The 14,664-nt window shown below is 61.4% G+C and carries 11 protein-coding genes and 3 pseudogenes; 13 read left to right on the forward strand and 1 reads right to left on the reverse strand.

What is annotated here, in order from left to right; translation table 11 throughout:
* Positions 1-117: 117 nt before the first annotated feature.
* Positions 118-522 carry a hypothetical protein gene (locus AC3IF1_RS28945; RefSeq protein ID WP_489220570.1) on the reverse strand — a complete coding sequence of 135 codons (405 nt, stop codon included), beginning with the start codon at positions 520-522 and terminating at the stop codon, positions 118-120.
* Between the two features lie 941 nt (positions 523-1,463).
* On the opposite strand from AC3IF1_RS28945, the gene AC3IF1_RS28950 reads away from it, so the two are divergent.
* The 13 genes and pseudogenes from AC3IF1_RS28950 to AC3IF1_RS29010 all read left to right on the forward strand — a co-directional run.
* A complete protein-coding gene (locus tag AC3IF1_RS28950) occupies positions 1,464-1,757 on the forward strand; it encodes a hypothetical protein (RefSeq protein ID WP_489220571.1) in 294 nt (97 codons plus the stop codon).
* A gap of 566 nt (positions 1,758-2,323) precedes the next feature.
* Positions 2,324-3,295, forward strand: coding sequence for a sensor histidine kinase (locus tag AC3IF1_RS28955; protein ID WP_489220572.1), 972 nt, complete (start codon positions 2,324-2,326; stop codon positions 3,293-3,295).
* Positions 3,292-3,879 (forward strand): response regulator transcription factor, encoded by a 588-nt coding sequence (locus tag AC3IF1_RS28960; RefSeq protein WP_489220573.1) that lies wholly within the window; start codon positions 3,292-3,294, stop codon positions 3,877-3,879. The genes AC3IF1_RS28955 and AC3IF1_RS28960 overlap by 4 nt, the downstream gene beginning before the upstream one ends.
* A gap of 321 nt (positions 3,880-4,200) precedes the next feature.
* On the forward strand, positions 4,201-5,352 hold the full coding sequence (locus AC3IF1_RS28965; protein ID WP_489220574.1) for a sugar-transfer associated ATP-grasp domain-containing protein: 1,152 nt from the start codon (positions 4,201-4,203) through the stop codon (positions 5,350-5,352).
* Between the two features lie 28 nt (positions 5,353-5,380).
* Complete coding sequence (locus tag AC3IF1_RS28970) at positions 5,381-5,551, forward strand: hypothetical protein (protein WP_489220575.1); 171 nt, start codon at positions 5,381-5,383, stop codon at positions 5,549-5,551.
* Positions 5,552-5,997: 446 nt separating this feature from the next.
* Positions 5,998-7,344, forward strand: coding sequence for an efflux RND transporter periplasmic adaptor subunit (locus AC3IF1_RS28975; RefSeq protein WP_489220576.1), 1,347 nt, complete (start codon positions 5,998-6,000; stop codon positions 7,342-7,344).
* A gap of 40 nt (positions 7,345-7,384) precedes the next feature.
* Positions 7,385-10,579, forward strand: coding sequence for an efflux RND transporter permease subunit (locus tag AC3IF1_RS28980; protein ID WP_489220577.1), 3,195 nt, complete (start codon positions 7,385-7,387; stop codon positions 10,577-10,579).
* A 267-nt stretch (positions 10,580-10,846) separates the two neighbouring features.
* Positions 10,847-11,086, forward strand: a complete 240-nt coding sequence (locus AC3IF1_RS28985; protein WP_489220578.1) for a PsiF family protein — start codon at positions 10,847-10,849, stop codon at positions 11,084-11,086.
* A 181-nt stretch (positions 11,087-11,267) separates the two neighbouring features.
* Positions 11,268-11,696, forward strand: a complete 429-nt coding sequence (locus tag AC3IF1_RS28990; protein ID WP_489220579.1) for a hypothetical protein — start codon at positions 11,268-11,270, stop codon at positions 11,694-11,696.
* A gap of 11 nt (positions 11,697-11,707) precedes the next feature.
* Positions 11,708-12,691 (forward strand): pyridoxal phosphate-dependent decarboxylase family protein, encoded by a 984-nt coding sequence (locus AC3IF1_RS28995; RefSeq protein WP_489220580.1) that lies wholly within the window; start codon positions 11,708-11,710, stop codon positions 12,689-12,691.
* Positions 12,666-13,732, forward strand: a pseudogene (locus tag AC3IF1_RS29000) (IS3 family transposase); the annotation flags it as partial. The gene AC3IF1_RS28995 and the pseudogene AC3IF1_RS29000, both read left to right, overlap by 26 nt.
* A pseudogene (locus AC3IF1_RS29005) lies at positions 13,719-13,862 on the forward strand (IS630 family transposase); the annotation flags it as partial. The pseudogenes AC3IF1_RS29000 and AC3IF1_RS29005, both read left to right, overlap by 14 nt.
* Before the next feature lie 329 nt (positions 13,863-14,191).
* Positions 14,192-14,664 (forward strand): annotated as a pseudogene (locus AC3IF1_RS29010) (hypothetical protein); the annotation flags it as partial.

Here is a 14,664-nt window from a genome sequence, read left to right on the forward strand (position 1 = left end):
ACGCGCCGTGCAAGATGCCGCTGAGCAGGTCAGTGGGGACGCATTTGCTTGATCCTATTCAGGAGGATATGACGCAGAAGACCGACGACTAAGCTCCGTTGCTCCAGCGAGCACCGATCAACGTGCTGTGGCGTTCTCCCTCATAAAGTTTTCGATTGTCGACCTCACTGGTCCGGTGCACCACGACAGCGTTTTGCTCCGCTCCACTGCAGGATCCGAGGCATTCAAGACGTCGACTTCCTGCAAGGCGATAGCGCGAGCAGCGTCTGCTGCTCGGCGCAAGACCGAGAGCAGCTGGCCTTCGCTCAAGCGCTTGCTGACCTGGTCCTTGACCCTCTGCGCCTCCGCGCGAACGGCTTCCGGGGAAGTGCTCCACGTATGCGAGGACGAGGGATCGGTGGCTTCGCAGACGTTCGTTAGCATGAGGACCAAGTCGGCGGAGGTCAGCCGCGTTACGCGCAGACCGTCATCGTCGGCGTGAGCGGACGGCGTCAGACCCAGCACAACCGCAAGGCCGAGCATCCCCACGCTCGCAGCTGAGGAGGTCAATGTCATCGCGGAAACTTGCTATGGTGCAGTCGGCAGGGTACCGGTCGAATATCGTGGCATGGGCGAACACGGGCGCTGAAGCTGACGCCTCACTGCGGTGTTCCAGACGTCCGAATGATGTAAATACGCAACCCACTCAGTGAGGTGGTACTCAGGAGCCTGTGACATTCCTGCAGCGGAACCGTAGATTCCTTAACATACCGACTGCCAACCCGAAAAGCCCAAGCTAGCCGCGGCGCGCCCTGAGGCTCCGGCAGTGCTGGTCGCTGCTAAGGAGCTGCCACGGTACAGCGAGCAAAGAAGCAGCCCGACATGCTGCCGGTAGCGGCCGGAACGAAGTGGCCGAACACGGGCGTCTCACCATAAGGCTCAATCGCCTCATCCACGTGAGCCGCGCCCACTACGTCCTGCCCATAATTGCAGTTCGGCGCATAGGCGATGTCGCACACCGCCCGTACACGCCGATTGCAGTCGTTGTAGACCTGGAAGACGTACCACTTCACGCCTCCCGCTGCCTGGGCGCCACGCCTGTAGTCCAGGCACTCTGAGGACGCGCCATCCGGCCGAGGGCTTCTCTCGTACTTACTCCAGCTTGTAAGCGTCGGCGCAGCGCTGGCAGCGAAGGCGGTCGCAGCAAGGGCAAGGAAGCTTAGGACAGCGATCAGGCGGGTCCTCTTCATCGCGATGATCCATCAGCCGCCAACAAGGCCGGGCGGACCGCGATGGACTGTCGACCTGATGTGTCCGCGGTTTCTCCGAACTCTGCGTGAAGCAACCCAACACGGCCACGATTCCGCGATCTGTGCGATACAAACGGCCGAACGGTATGGCGAACGAGGGATCTATGAGGCAGCGCGCTCTTCGCCTCTGTCGGCGCACTGCTCACGATCCTATCCGGCTGCGGCGGCCAATCGATGTCTGGCCTCCAATTCGGATCCGATGAAGGCGGCAGCAGCTATGGCCTCGACACCCTGCCCTTCAAGATCCGGCGCGCAGACGGCACTGTCCTGACGGGACACGCGTCCGTCCGCCTCCTGCACGTCAACTTCTACACTCAAGACGGGAGGAAGCTTGTCGTATGCAGCGGCAGCTTCACGCTTGATCGCGAGCAGGCTTCGGTGCCTATGAGCGTCGGCTGCACCGGAACCGGCATCCTGCACGGGACCGTGACCACAGCGCTGTCTGATCGCGGAGGGCACGTTTACTGAGCAGTCCGGACGCACCTCTACGTTCGCCTACGGTGCATCGCTCTCATCAGCCTCAGGCGGTTAGGCGCTACGCGGCTCGACCAAAGCGAGCCAGGAAAAGCTGCACAGGCGGTAAGACAGACCGAGACAGTGCTGACGTTCGCAAAACTCGATCTTCCTGCTTCATCGCTCCCGTGACGGCGATCAAGCCAGTGGCTTAGAAGACGGTGATTTTTAATCCTTCATCCTAAGTTCTCACACAATTGCAAATTAATTTTCTGAACCGCCATGTCATTACGGTTCAACTTGTCTATCGCCACTTCATCGTGGCAGGGTTAGCAGCGTGATATCAATTGCTTAGGCGATCCACTCGGCAGTGTAAATTACAGCAGGGTCTCAAGGAATCACGACGGTTTTAGGCTCATTGATGGCATGATTTTGTAATTGAGAATAGCATAATCACGGAGACGATTAGTAAGTTTAATCGTATCGGTCAATATTCGGAACAGCAACAGGATATGCAACCGAGAACCCACCATTCCCTCGAGAAGTTATATCTCGCTACCATCGTCATCGGGGTTGTGTTCGTGGCCGATCTCGTCGAGCCGTCCGACAACGTTTCGATCTGCTTTGCCTACACGCTGCCCATCCTCCTCGCCGTCTACGCGGGGCCCGGTAGCGCCTATCGCCTCGCCGCACTCTGTGCCGTGGCCTCCCTTGTCGGCTCGTTCGTGCGACCGCCGGAGCAGGGTATCCAGCTCAGCTTCGTCGCCAATCGCGTCATCGCGGTTGCGGCACAGTGGCTCGTGGCGTTCCTGATCGAGCAGCGGCGGCGCAATCACGTCGTCATGGAAGCTCATCTCGTCGAACAGCGGCGCAAGGCTGAGACCGGCCAGCGCTTCGTGCAGATCCTGACCCACGAGATCGCGACCGCTTTGACCTCCATCGACGGTCAGAGCTACCGCTTGGCCAAGCTCGCAGGCACCGTGACACCGCAGGACATCGTCGCCCGTACCGACAAGATCCGGCATGCCGCAGCTCGGCTCGACGCCTTCATAGCGCGCATTCGACTCGCCTCGGAGGTTGGGCAGGGCGACATCGCGCTGTCCCGCATCGCCATCCACGCGGGCGCCCTCCTAGAGCCCCTCGTGACAGCCTACGAACCCGCGCGCATCCGCCTCGACATTCGCGTGCCTGAACCTGCGTTGCGCGGCGACCCCGACCTAATTTACCAAGCGGCCTCGAACCTCGTTTCCAATGCGGTGAAATACTCCCCCACGCCGGCCGATGTGGTGGTCACGGTCGCACGGTCCGACCGGCTCTATGGCACGATGATCGAGGTGACCGACCATGGGTCCGGCATCCCACGAGGGGAACTCGACCGCGTGTTCGAGCCCTACTACCGAGCCCGCAACAGCGGTGGTATCCAAGGCATCGGGATCGGTCTGCACCTGGTATGTCGCTTCGTCGAAGCTCATGGTGGGGAAGTTCGGATCGAGAGTTCGGTGGGTAGCGGCACCACCGTTCGGCTTCACCTCCCCGACGGGACCGCGCCATGACCAAGCGGATCCTGTGCGTCGAGGACGACACGGCTATCGCGGAGCTGATCCAAGAGGAGCTGAACGACGCGGGCTATCAGGTCGACCTGGCAAGTACCGGTACGGCGGGTCAGGCGCGTCTCGGAGAAGGCCACGATGCCATCATCTGCGACCTCGACCTTCCCGGCCTCAGCGGCCTCGACCTCCTCCGCTCGCTGCGCGCATCCGGCTTGCAGACCCCCTTTGTCGTACTCACCGCCTTCTCGGGCCGCGAGAACCAGATCGAGGCGCGGCGGCTCGGGTGCGACGACTTCGTACCGAAGCCCATCGACTTCGAGCTGCTGCTTGCGGTCTTGCACAACGTGCTAGCGCGCAGTTCAGCTCCTCTTGAGAGCGAGGCGCCCGGTTCCGAACTGACCGAGCGCGAACGGGAGATCTTTGGCTGGATCGCCAAAGGCAAGTCCTCGGCCGAGATCGCCAGCATCCTCGGCATCAGCGAAAGAACCGTGAACTTCCATGTCGACCGGGTCATGCGCAAGCTGGCAGTTGCGACACGCATGCAGGCGACCGTCGCCTGTCTTCGCTTAGGATTGATCAAGCCCTAGTGATCTCATGACCGCCGCTGGAAGCTCCTCGACGGTCTGGCAAAGGGGGTTGTGTCGAAGTCCCGCTGCCGACCGGAAGCGGGATGGGACATCCGCATCGCATCCGAGCCTTCAACCTCTGCGACGTCGACCTGTCAGACCTGACAGTATCCCGCAGCGCGTCTGGTCTCGTATCGTACTCGCGCGCCGTCACTACCTCGGCGACAGCGTAGGGCATCTCCGACCGTGGGCACCTCACATTCCGAACTGGTGAGTCCTGCGTCCTCACTCCACGACGCGACGATCGGCGAAGCGTTTCTATGCGACTTCGGCAGGCGACCCATGCTCGATCATAGCCGCCCCGAAACCCCACGCGGTATCGAGACCTCCTTGTTCATCGGCGTTGTCAGACAAAGCGGCCTCACGCCGGCCGCGTTGGCATTGTCGTTCACACGGCTAGCGTTCGGTCCCGGCAGTGTCAGTTTCACCGACTTCGTCCGGTTGCGGCTGTTCGATCCCGAGATCCGCGCGGCGGGCAATCTAGACAGCTATGTCGGTCAGAGGCGGAACCGCGACCTCTGCGTCCAAGCAAACTTCCGCCACGACTGGCTCGGCTTGATGACCGACAAGGTCGCCTCCCGCAGCTACCTCGCTGCACACGGGTTCCCGACGATCCCGATCACAGGGATCTACGCCCCGCGCCTATCGAGTAGCGTCGCACGCGTCCTCACGGATCGCAGAGATCTCGAAGCCTTCCTTCTCGATCCTTCCAACTATCCTATGTTCGGCAAACCCGTCGAAGGAGTTCAAAGCCTCGGATCGATCGGCCTCACGGGCTGCAGGCCATCCAGGCGCGAATTGAAGCGATCAGATGGTGTCGTCCTGTCGGTGGACGCCCTCATCGATACCCTCAATGAGAGCTACCGCGACGGTTACGTATTCCAGCCGCTAGTCGCGCCCGATCCGTCTATCGGAGACCTATGCGGCTCCCGCCTCGCCACCGTCCGTTTCCTCACACTCGCGGACTCGCAAGGACCTCGCGTGTTCCGGGCCGCCTGGAAGCTGCCCGCGGGCGGCAACATCGCCGACAACTACTGGCGCAGCGGCAATCTTCTCGGTCAGATCGACGTTCAATCCGGGCGGCTCGGTCGTGTCGTTTCGGGAACTGGGCTCGTACTTTGCGAGCACGCCCGCCATCCCGACACGGGCACTCCGCTGGCCGGGTTCCTTCATCCACAGTGGGAGGCGATGTGCGCGCTCGCCGTTGAGGGCGCACGCTTGATGCGCCACGTGCCGTTGATCGGATGGGACATCGCCTGCACCACACATGGGCCGGTGATCGTCGAGATGAACGAGACGCCCGACTTCTTCCTGGTGCAGCTCGCGGATCGGCGAGGGGTGCTCGGAGCGGAGTTCGACGCATTCCTCGCGGACCAACGCAAGCGCGCGTCCACGCATCGCCGTACGACCCGGCGCGCGATCGGCAAGTTGTGATCCGTGGGCTCAGCCTCGAGGAAATTCGATGGGTAACCTACCATTACGTCTGGAAAAATATTACTGGCAGGCCGCCGAACATCCGCCGAAGAAGCCGCCCTCAATCATGGGCAAGCTGTTCAATCGGTTAGCCATCGTGGCGTGCTTGGCCGTACTCGGACTGTTCTGGCCATACGCGCGTAGCTGGTTTGGTCTCTGAACATTATCTCACGGCGAACCCACAGCCGATTTCGTATGTGATGCAAGACAATTTCAAAATTGAAAATCTGTTGCGCGCGTAAGTTCAATTAGATTACGGCCATATAGAACTTCTAACAATATCAATGACGTATTATAGCCATAGATTGCGTCGATAATGTCTTAATGTTTGGCTTTCATCTAATCAGGCTTCAGGTTGCCTCTGTCAACTCGTGCCAGCATCGACTGTCAGATCTATCAGTTGTCAGTGAGGCTGCCGTATCATAACACAAGACGGCGTTTAGAGACGAAGTTTTACTATGACATATTAATACGAATATTCTGTGCTATCGATAGATAGTTGATCATCAATTCTATTAATCTATGTATTTATTATAAATTTATACTTACAGAACAGATACGTTGTGCATGATATGAGCTCTGAAGATCGGCACGAAAGCCTTCGAAATGGATGTGCGCAGTCCGCTTGAGCGGGAAGAGATTTATAATGAAGGCGCTCTCCAACCGAGCGTTGGAGGCTCGCCAACTGTGAAGATTGCTGTCGTGTTGATGCTTCTGATCGGAAGTGTCGTGGCGATCGCTATTTGGCCGGAGATCGCTCGCGACTTTGCTGGAAAGACATTCGGTTTCGTTTCTTTGTTGGCGGGCAACCAAGCTGGTGAGCGCGGCTTGGGAGAGACAGGGCAGCAAACCAGTGCCGTGGTCGAACACGGGTTTCGGCCGACTAAAGCACAGCTCGCCTCCTTCGGCATCTTGACGGTTGAAGCCACCGATTTCCGACCTGAAGGGTCGGCCGAAGGACGCATCACGCTCAACGACGACGAGAACGTGCCGGTCTACTCACCGTATGCCGGCCGTGTGACCAAGATCGCCGCCAAAGCGGGTGACGACGTGAAGGCGGGCCAGCCCCTGTTCACGGTCGAAGTGACCGACATGGTCCAGGCGCAGAACGACTTCCAGAGCGCGATCAACGCTCTCAACAAGGCTCAGGAGCAGCTCAAGCTCAACCAAACCATCGCTGCACGCCAACAGGTCCTCTACCAAGCCAAGGCCGCGGCGCTCAAAGACTATGAGAGTGCCCAGAACGACGTGATCTCGGCACAGAGCGACGAGCAGACCTCTGAGGCGGCGTTGGAGGCGGTCAAGAACCGCTTGCGGATCTTGGGCAAGACGGACGCCGAGATCGCCGCGTTCCAGAAGAACAGCCGCATGAGCCCGGATACGGTTATCCAGGCGCCGATCGCCGGAACGGTCGTGCAGCGCAAGGTCGGCCTCGGTCAGTATCTCTCGGGTGGCGGTGACCCGGTCTTTACCATCGGCAATCTCTCGACCGTGTGGTTGATCGCCGACGTCCGCGAGGGTGACATCCCGCACGTTCGTCTGGGGCAGCCGGTCGAGGCTACGGTCAACGGCTTCGGCGATCGCGTGTTCAAGGCGCGCGTCAGCTACATCGCAGCGAGCTTAGATCCGGCGACACGCCGTCTCGCGGTCCGTTGTGAGGTTGAGAACCCCGATAGGGAACTCAGGCCCGAGATGTTCGCGCGCTTCGCCATCGGCACGGGGAAGGCTGTGACCGGGCCCGCGGTCCCGAAGAGCGCCGTGGTCCAGGAGGGCGACGGGGCTCACGTCTGGGTGTTGCAGCCCGATGGAACCGTCGCGGCTCATGAGATCAAGCTCGGCCTTCGCAACGGCACCTTACTTCAGGTCACCGCCGGCCTGCAGGCCGGCGAGCAGATTGTCTCGCGCGGAGCCCTGTTCATCGATCGTGCGGCGAACGGAGAGAAGGCCTCGTGATCTTCAACCTCTCTAGTGCAGCTTGCCGTGGAATGGGACAATGACCAGCGTCATCAACTTCGTTCTGCGCCAACGCGTCTTCGTCTTCCTACTGTTTGTCACGACGCTCGTGATCGGCGTTGCCAGCTACACGCAGCTGAACATCGAAGCTTACCCCGATCCCGTACCGCCGCTCGTCGACGTGATCACTCAGAACCCGGGGCAATCGGCCGAGGAGATCGAACGCTACATCACCATCCCGCTGGAGGTGCAGCTCGCCGGCATTCCGAATGCCACGGTCGTGCGGACCATCTCGCTGTTCGGCCTCTCGGACGTGAAGGTCCAGTTCAACTACAACTTCACCTACGAGGAGGCCGAGCAGCGGGTTCTCAATCGCTTGTCGCAGCTGTCGCCGCTGCCCAACAACGCGCAGCCCTCGATCTCGCCGACGAGCCCGATCGGCGAGATCATGCGCTATCAGCTGGTCGGCCCGAAAGGGTTCTCGCCAACCGACCTCAAGACTCTGCAGGACTGGGTGCTGCAACGCCGGTTCAAGGCGATCCCGGGGGTCATCGACGTCACCGGCTTCGGCGGGAAGACCAAGGAATATGAGATCGCCGTCGACCTCGCCCGGCTTCAAGGGCAGGGCCTGACCCTGGTGCAGCTCGTCACCGCGCTGAACAACTCCAGCATCAACGTCGGCGGTCAGACGCTGAACATCGGCGAGCAGGCGGCCGTGGTGCGCGGCATCGGCTTGATCCGCGACCCGGACGACATCCGCAACACCATGCTGACGCAGGTGAACGGAACGCCCGTGCTCGTGCGCGACGTCGCCGAGGTCCGGATCTCGAACGCGCCTCGCCTCGGCATCGTCGGCCACGACGATCAGGACGACATCGTCCTCGGCATCGTGTTGCTGCGACGCGGAAGCCCGAGTCTGCCGACGATCCAGAGCGTCGAGGCCGAGATCGAGAAGATCAACACGAGCGGCATCCTGCCACCCGACGTGCACATCGTGCCCCTCTACGATAGGTCGGGGTTGATCGGCAAAACCACCCACACGGTGATGCACAACCTCGTCTTCGGCGTGCTGCTCGTGTTCGTCGTTCAATGGCTGTTTTTAGGGTCGCTGCGAAGCGCCATCATCGTGGCAGCGACGATCCCATTCGCCCTGGCCTTCGCGGTGGCGATCCTGGTCATTCGGGGCGAGTCGGCCAACCTACTGTCGCTCGGGGCGATCGACTTCGGCCTCATCGTCGACGCCACCGTGATCATGGTCGAGAACGTCTTCCGGCACTTATCGGAGCATCCCGGCCCTCAGAACACGCACGCCGATGAAGCGGGCGATGATGGTTCGATCCTAACGGGCAAGCTCGGCGCCATCAGCTTCGCCGCGTCCGAGGTGAACCGGGCGATCTTCTTCTCGGCCACGATCATCATCGTCGGTTTTCTGCCGCTGTTCACGCTGAGCGGCGTCGAAGGGCACATCTTCGGACCAATGGCGAAGACCTACGCCTATGCGCTGGCCGGTGGTCTGCTGGCCACCTTCACCGTCTCGCCGGCCCTGTCTGCCCTAATCCTACCGAACGAGATGGAGGAGCGGGACACGCTCATCGTCCGCCTCCTGCACTTCGGGCACTCGCACTTCCTGCGCTTTGCCCTGGGCAACAAAGTCCTGTCGCTCTGCGCGATGCTCGTCGTCCTGCTCGTCGCCGGTACGATGGTCCGCTCACTCGGCCTCGAATTCTTGCCCAAGCTCGAAGAGGGCAATCTCTGGATCCGCGGGACCATGCCGCCCTCGATCTCACTTGAGGCGGCGAACGCCTACGTCAATCGAATGCGCGCTGTGCTCAAGGCGTATCCGGAGGTTGAGACCACGCTGACCCAGCACGGCCGACCCGACGATGGCACGGATGCCACCGGCTTCTTCAACGTCGAGATCTTCGCACCCCTGACTGACGAGGAGACCTGGCCGTCCGGGTTGACGAAGGAGCGGCTGGTCGCGGACATGTCGAAGAAACTGGAGGAGCAGTTTCCAGGCGTGGAGTTCAACTTCTCACAATATATCCAGGACAATGTCGAGGAGGCCGCGTCCGGCGTAAAGGGCGAGAACTCCGTCAAGGTTTACGGCAACGATCTGAACGCGATCTCGCAAGCGGCTGAGCAGATCAAGGCGACGCTGGCCGAGGTGACGGGCATCACCGACTTGGCAATCTTCACCTCGCTGGGTCAGCCCACGGTCCGCATCACCGTCGATCGCGAGAAGGCGGCTCGATATGGACTGGCGCCTGGAGATGTGAACACCACGGTTCAGGCGGCGATCGGCGGTCAGACGGCGGGCGACCTCTACGAGTATGGCTCGGATCGGCACTTCGCGATGCGCGTGCGGCTGGCCTCGGCCTACCGCCGCGACCTCGCCACCATCCGCAACATCACGGTGGGTGCCACGAACCCCAGCGGCGGCGTGGTCCCGGTCCCGCTCTCCGAGATCGCCACGGTCGAACTCGTGTCGGGCGCCTCGTTCATCTATCGCGAGGGCCAGGAACGCTACATCCCGGTTAAGTTCTCGGTGCGCGGCCGCGACCTCGGCAGTGCTGTCATCGAGGCGCAGAACCGGGTCGCCCAGCAGATCCAACTGCCGCCCGGCTCGCATCTCGAATGGGTCGGCGAGTTCGGGAACCTGCAGGACGCGATCGCGCGGCTCAAGGTCGTCGTCCCGATCACGCTCGCGCTGATTGCGCTGCTACTCTACATCAACTTCTCGTCGGCCGCCGACATGCTGTTGACGCTGTCGGTGATCCCGATGGCGATGGTCGGCGGCATCTTCGCGCTCGTGCTGACGGGGACCCCGTTTTCGGTCTCGGCGGCGATCGGCTTCATCGCACTGTTCGGTATCTCGACCATGGAAGGCGTGATCCTGCTCGCCTACTACAACCAGCTCGTCGCTGACGGCTGGCAGCGCCGGAATGCGGTGTCTCACGCGGCGACGGTTCGGATGCGGCCGGTGATGATGACCTGTGTTGCGGCCTGCGTCGGCCTGCTGCCGGCGGCGATCTCGACCGGCATCGGTTCGCAGGTGCAAAAGCCGCTGGCGCTGGTGGTGGTTGGCGGCATTCTGCTGGCACCCGCCCTGATCCTGGTCGTGATGCCGATCCTGATCTCGCTGTTCTCGCGGCGGCAACCGGCTAGGAGCACGCAGCCCCGGAGCCAAACTGCAGGCCGTGTCCGTTCCTTAAACGTCCCGCAATCGCCATAGCGAACGGTCATGGGCTTGTCGCAAACCCAGATGGCCCTTTACTCACGGGTCATCAGCCATACCCGCTCCGCTGTTCGGTCAGCAGCGATGAAGGCTGTTGAGCCCGCATCGATGGTCGCTGGGAAGCCGAAGCGGGCTGATCGACCGCGGAAGGCTAAGGAAGCTGCTGAGACGTAGGGCGCCCGTGGAAGGCACATTCCGCCGAACCTTCGCCGCAGATTTCGGCGAGAATGGACGCTCATATAGTGTAGCTCAGGCAGAATAGCGATGACACGGTCGATCCTGGCCGCGGTAGCCCTCTCGGCCCTCACGACGTCGATGCTCGCACAGGGCGCGCCCGCGCTTGCGGAGAAGCCGATAACCGGCTCGGTTCAGAGCAATGACGATGCGATGACCGATGTTGACCCGGATGTGCTGACGCGCTGCAAGCGCGAGGCTTCGCAGAAGAAGCTCAGGGGCTCAGACCGCACGGCTTTCATGAACGCCTGCGTTGAGCCGGAAGACTGAGTACCAGCAGGCCAGGCTGTCGCGCTCCTATGCAGACGCGCACGAAGTCCAAGTGAACGTTCTCAGCCCGATCAGGCAGCTCCTCGGCCGCGCACCGGCCGCGAGTGGCCCCGGGTTAAGAATTTACGATGTGCTAACCATGTCGATCTGACTATGCCAACCTGACCACAAGGGTTTCGGCATGCATGCGCCCAACAATCTCGATCCTCGGGATTGGGAAGCCTTCCGCACACAGGCGGCAATCATGCTGACTGCGATGTGCGATCACACGCGGACGCTGCGTGATCGGCCTGTCTGGAAGGCGCCTCCCGAGGAGTTGCGCGCCCGGCATCGTTCCCCGATCCCGGTCGAGGGAAGCGATGTTGCTGTGGTCTGCTCCGAGTTCATGGACGACATCCTGCCTTACGGCAGCGGCAACGCGCATCCCGGTTTTATGGGATGGGTGCAGGGTGGTGGAACGCCTGTCGGTATGCTGGCGGAGATGCTGGCAGCCGGCTTGAACGCGAATGCGGGCGGTCGCGATCACATGGCCATCGAGATCGAACAGGAGGTGATCGGCTGGACCCGTCAGCTGCTGGAGTTTCCGGAGGTTCAGCCGGCATATTCCTGACCGGCACTTCGATGGCCAACTTCATGGCGGTCCTGGTTGCCCGCGCCCGCGCGTTGGGTACCGCGTCCAGGCGAGACGGCCTGATCGCAGATGGCCAACAGCTCACGGCCTATGCCTCTGCCGCCGTGCATGGATGCGTGGCACGTGCGCTCGATATGGCCGGTATCGGCTCGGACGCCCTGCGCGTCATACCGGTGGACGAGAGCCATCGCATGCGGCTCACCGAGCTGAGGGCGCGGGTGTCAGCAGACAAGGCAGCGGGTTTCCACCCCTTCCTGCTAATCGGCACGGCGGGCTCGGTAGATACAGGCGCGATCGACGACCTCGACGGCCTCGCCGATATCGCCGCGGTCGAGAACCTGAGCCTTCACGTCGACGGCGCCTACGGTGCCCTAGCGGTGCTGTCGCCCGCGCTTCGACCGAAACTCAAAGGTCTGGCCCGGGCCGACTCCGTGGCTTTCGACTGGCACAAGTGGGGACAGGTTCCCTACGATGCTGGCTGCCTCCTGGTGAGCGAGGGTGATCGGCTCCGGCAAACCTTCGCCAGCGAGGCTGCCTACCTCAGCCGGGCTGAGACGGGTCTCGCCGCGGGCGCGTGGTGGCCGTGCGATTACGGACCGGATCTGTCACGGGGCTTCCGCGCCTTGAAGGTGTGGTTCACCCTAAAAACGTACGGAACAGAGGCGATCGGTTACGTGATCGATCGGACCTGTCAGCTGGCGCGCTACCTCTCCGATCTCGTCGTTGCCCATCCAGAGCTTGAGCTGCTCGCTCCGACGCAGCTCAATATCGTGTGTTTTGGCTTCCGTACGCCTAATTTGGCGGACGCCAACGCAGCAATCGTCGAAGCGCTACACCTGCGCGGTCGGGTTGCACCATCCGTGACGCGGCTTGCGGGGCGAAGTGGCCTGCCCCCTGAAAAGTGGTCCTCCCTGAGGTATGGCTTCGAGCCATGTGGAGGATGTTTTGATGCGTCGGAAGAAGCATACGGCTGAAGAGATCGTCGCCAAGCTGCGCCAGGTCGATGTCTTGGTCTCGCAAGGCCGCAAGGTCTCTGAAGCAATTCGGTCCATCGAGGTGACGGAGGTCACGTACTATCGTTGGCGATCCGAGTACGGCGGCTTGAAGGGGGATCAGGTCAAGCGGCTGAAGTCTCTAGAGACTGAGAACCAGCGCCTCCGCCGGGCGATCTCCGACCTGACCCTGGAAAAGCTGATCCTGAAGGAGGCGGCTTCGGGAAACTTCTGAGCCCGGCTCGCCGCCGGGCTTGCGTCGACTACGTCGTGGCCGAGCATGGCGTATCGGAACGGTTCGCTTGCCGCGTTCTCGGTCAGCACCGCTCGACACAGCGCAAGTGCGCCGTGGTGGTCGAGGACGAGGCCGCACTGACCACCGCCATCGTCGCGCTGGCTCTCCAGTACGGGCGCTACGGCTACCGTCGGATCACCGCGCTGCTCAGGCGCGATGGCTGGACGGTCAACGTGAAGCGGGTCGAACGGATCTGGCGGCGGGAGGGGCTCAAGGTTCCAGCGCGACAGCCGAAGCGGGCCCGCCTCTGGCTCAACGACGGCTCGGGCAAACGCCTGCGGCCAGAGCGACCCGACCATGTCTGGTCGTACGACTTCGTCGAGCACCGGACGCATAACGGTCGCAAATACCGGATGCTGAATGTCCTCGATGAGTTCACCCGTGAGTGCCTGGCGATCCGCGTATCACGTAAGCTGAAGGCGCACGATGTGATCGATGTCCTCTCGGATCTCTTCAGCCTGCGCGGCGTGCCTGGCCATATCCGCTCGGACAATGGGCCTGAGTTCATCGCTCGATCTGTCCGAGATTGGATCGCAGCGGTCAGCTCAGAGACCGCCTACATCGAGCCTGGCAGTCCGTGGGAGAACGGGTACTGCGAGAGCTTCAACGCAAAGCTGCGGGATGAACTCCTCAACGGCGAGGTGTTCTACACCCTCAAGGAAGCCAGCGTCGTAATCGAGCAGTGGCGGACGCACTACAACAGCATCCGGCCGCACTCTCGTCGAGGTTCAGGCAGCCATCAAACGCTTCATTGCCGAGAGCAACGGGGATCCAAAACCCTTCGTCTGGACCGCGGACCCGGATCGCATCATCCAAGCCGCCAAACGCGGGCACCAAGCGTTAGACTCGCACCACTAGGGTCGGACACGCTGGGCTAAAGGCAGTCGCTTCAACCCCCATTGCAGAGTTTGCTTCTTTCAACCCCAACGCGGAGCAACCAAGATGACTACGCTTCCGAGCAGGCCCATTGGGGCACCTGTTATGTCACTACGGCGGCGCGCTGACATATTGTTTCTCTCTCGAAACAGGACCTGACAGAGGCCATCCTCAAGGCTTTGAGTGCGAAGCCGTAGTCGCGCATGTTCTTGCATTTGTGGGCTCAGATCGTGTAGCCTGATTGTATGCTTAATCGGCTACATCTTTTCTTGGGCTGCATAGCCTGTTGCGCTCTCGGTCCGAGTGCGGCCTTGGCTGAACCGGACCTATCGGGCGTCTGGTTGCCGGACGTCGCAGATCAGATGCGGCAAGAGAAAACAAATATACCACCCTGGAATGACGTTGCGCGCAAGCAAGTACAGCATCTTCAAAACGAACAAAAATCTGGCCGGCCGTTCCTTGTGCTAAGCCACTGCCTCCCGCACGGAATGCCGAGCTGGATGCTAATAACGCACAATCCCTTTGAGTTACTTGTAACGCCAGGTCGTATCACAATGCTCGGAGAGGTCGACGGCAACCGGATACGCAGGATCTATACGGACGGACGCTCTCACGCAGAGGATCCCGACCTCTCGCTGCACGGCGAGTCGATCGGCCGATGGGAGGGAGATACGCTCGTCATCGACACGGTCGCGATCTTACCGCAGGCCTTCATCGCCGTCGGCGAAGCGGTCGGGGTACCGAATAACGGTGACACTCACGTCGTGGAGCGGTTGCATCTAAC

Source organism: Methylobacterium sp. E-012 (genome assembly GCF_057836545.1).